The sequence below is a fragment of the Alkalihalophilus lindianensis genome (assembly GCF_032843265.1).
GTDB classification, from domain to species: Bacteria; Bacillota; Bacilli; order Bacillales; family Bacillaceae_D; genus Alkalihalophilus; species Alkalihalophilus lindianensis.
Map to the genome: position 1 here is coordinate 1 of NZ_JAWJBA010000313.1, position 273 is coordinate 273.

At 41.8% G+C, this 273-nt stretch carries 1 pseudogene; it reads right to left on the bottom strand.

The features are described 5' to 3' along the window. Positions 1-273, bottom strand: a pseudogene (locus RYX56_RS22390) (flagellar type III secretion system pore protein FliP); the annotation flags it as partial.

A 273-nucleotide genomic window follows, 5' to 3' on the forward strand; every position in this document is an offset into this window, starting at 1 on the left:
GTGATTCGACAATGACATGCCAGCCATCAACGAGAACGAATAATAAAATCTTAAATGGCAGGGAAATCATGACCGGTGGCAGCATCATCATTCCCATCGACATCAAGACGCTGGAGACAATCATATCAATCACCAAAAAAGGGACAAAGATCATAAATCCCATTTGAAAGGCTGTTTTTAATTCACTAATCGCATAGGCAGGAACAAGCGCGCGAAGGGGGATATCCTCCACCTTTTTTGGTTTTTTCATCTTGGCGTAATCCATAAATAAGG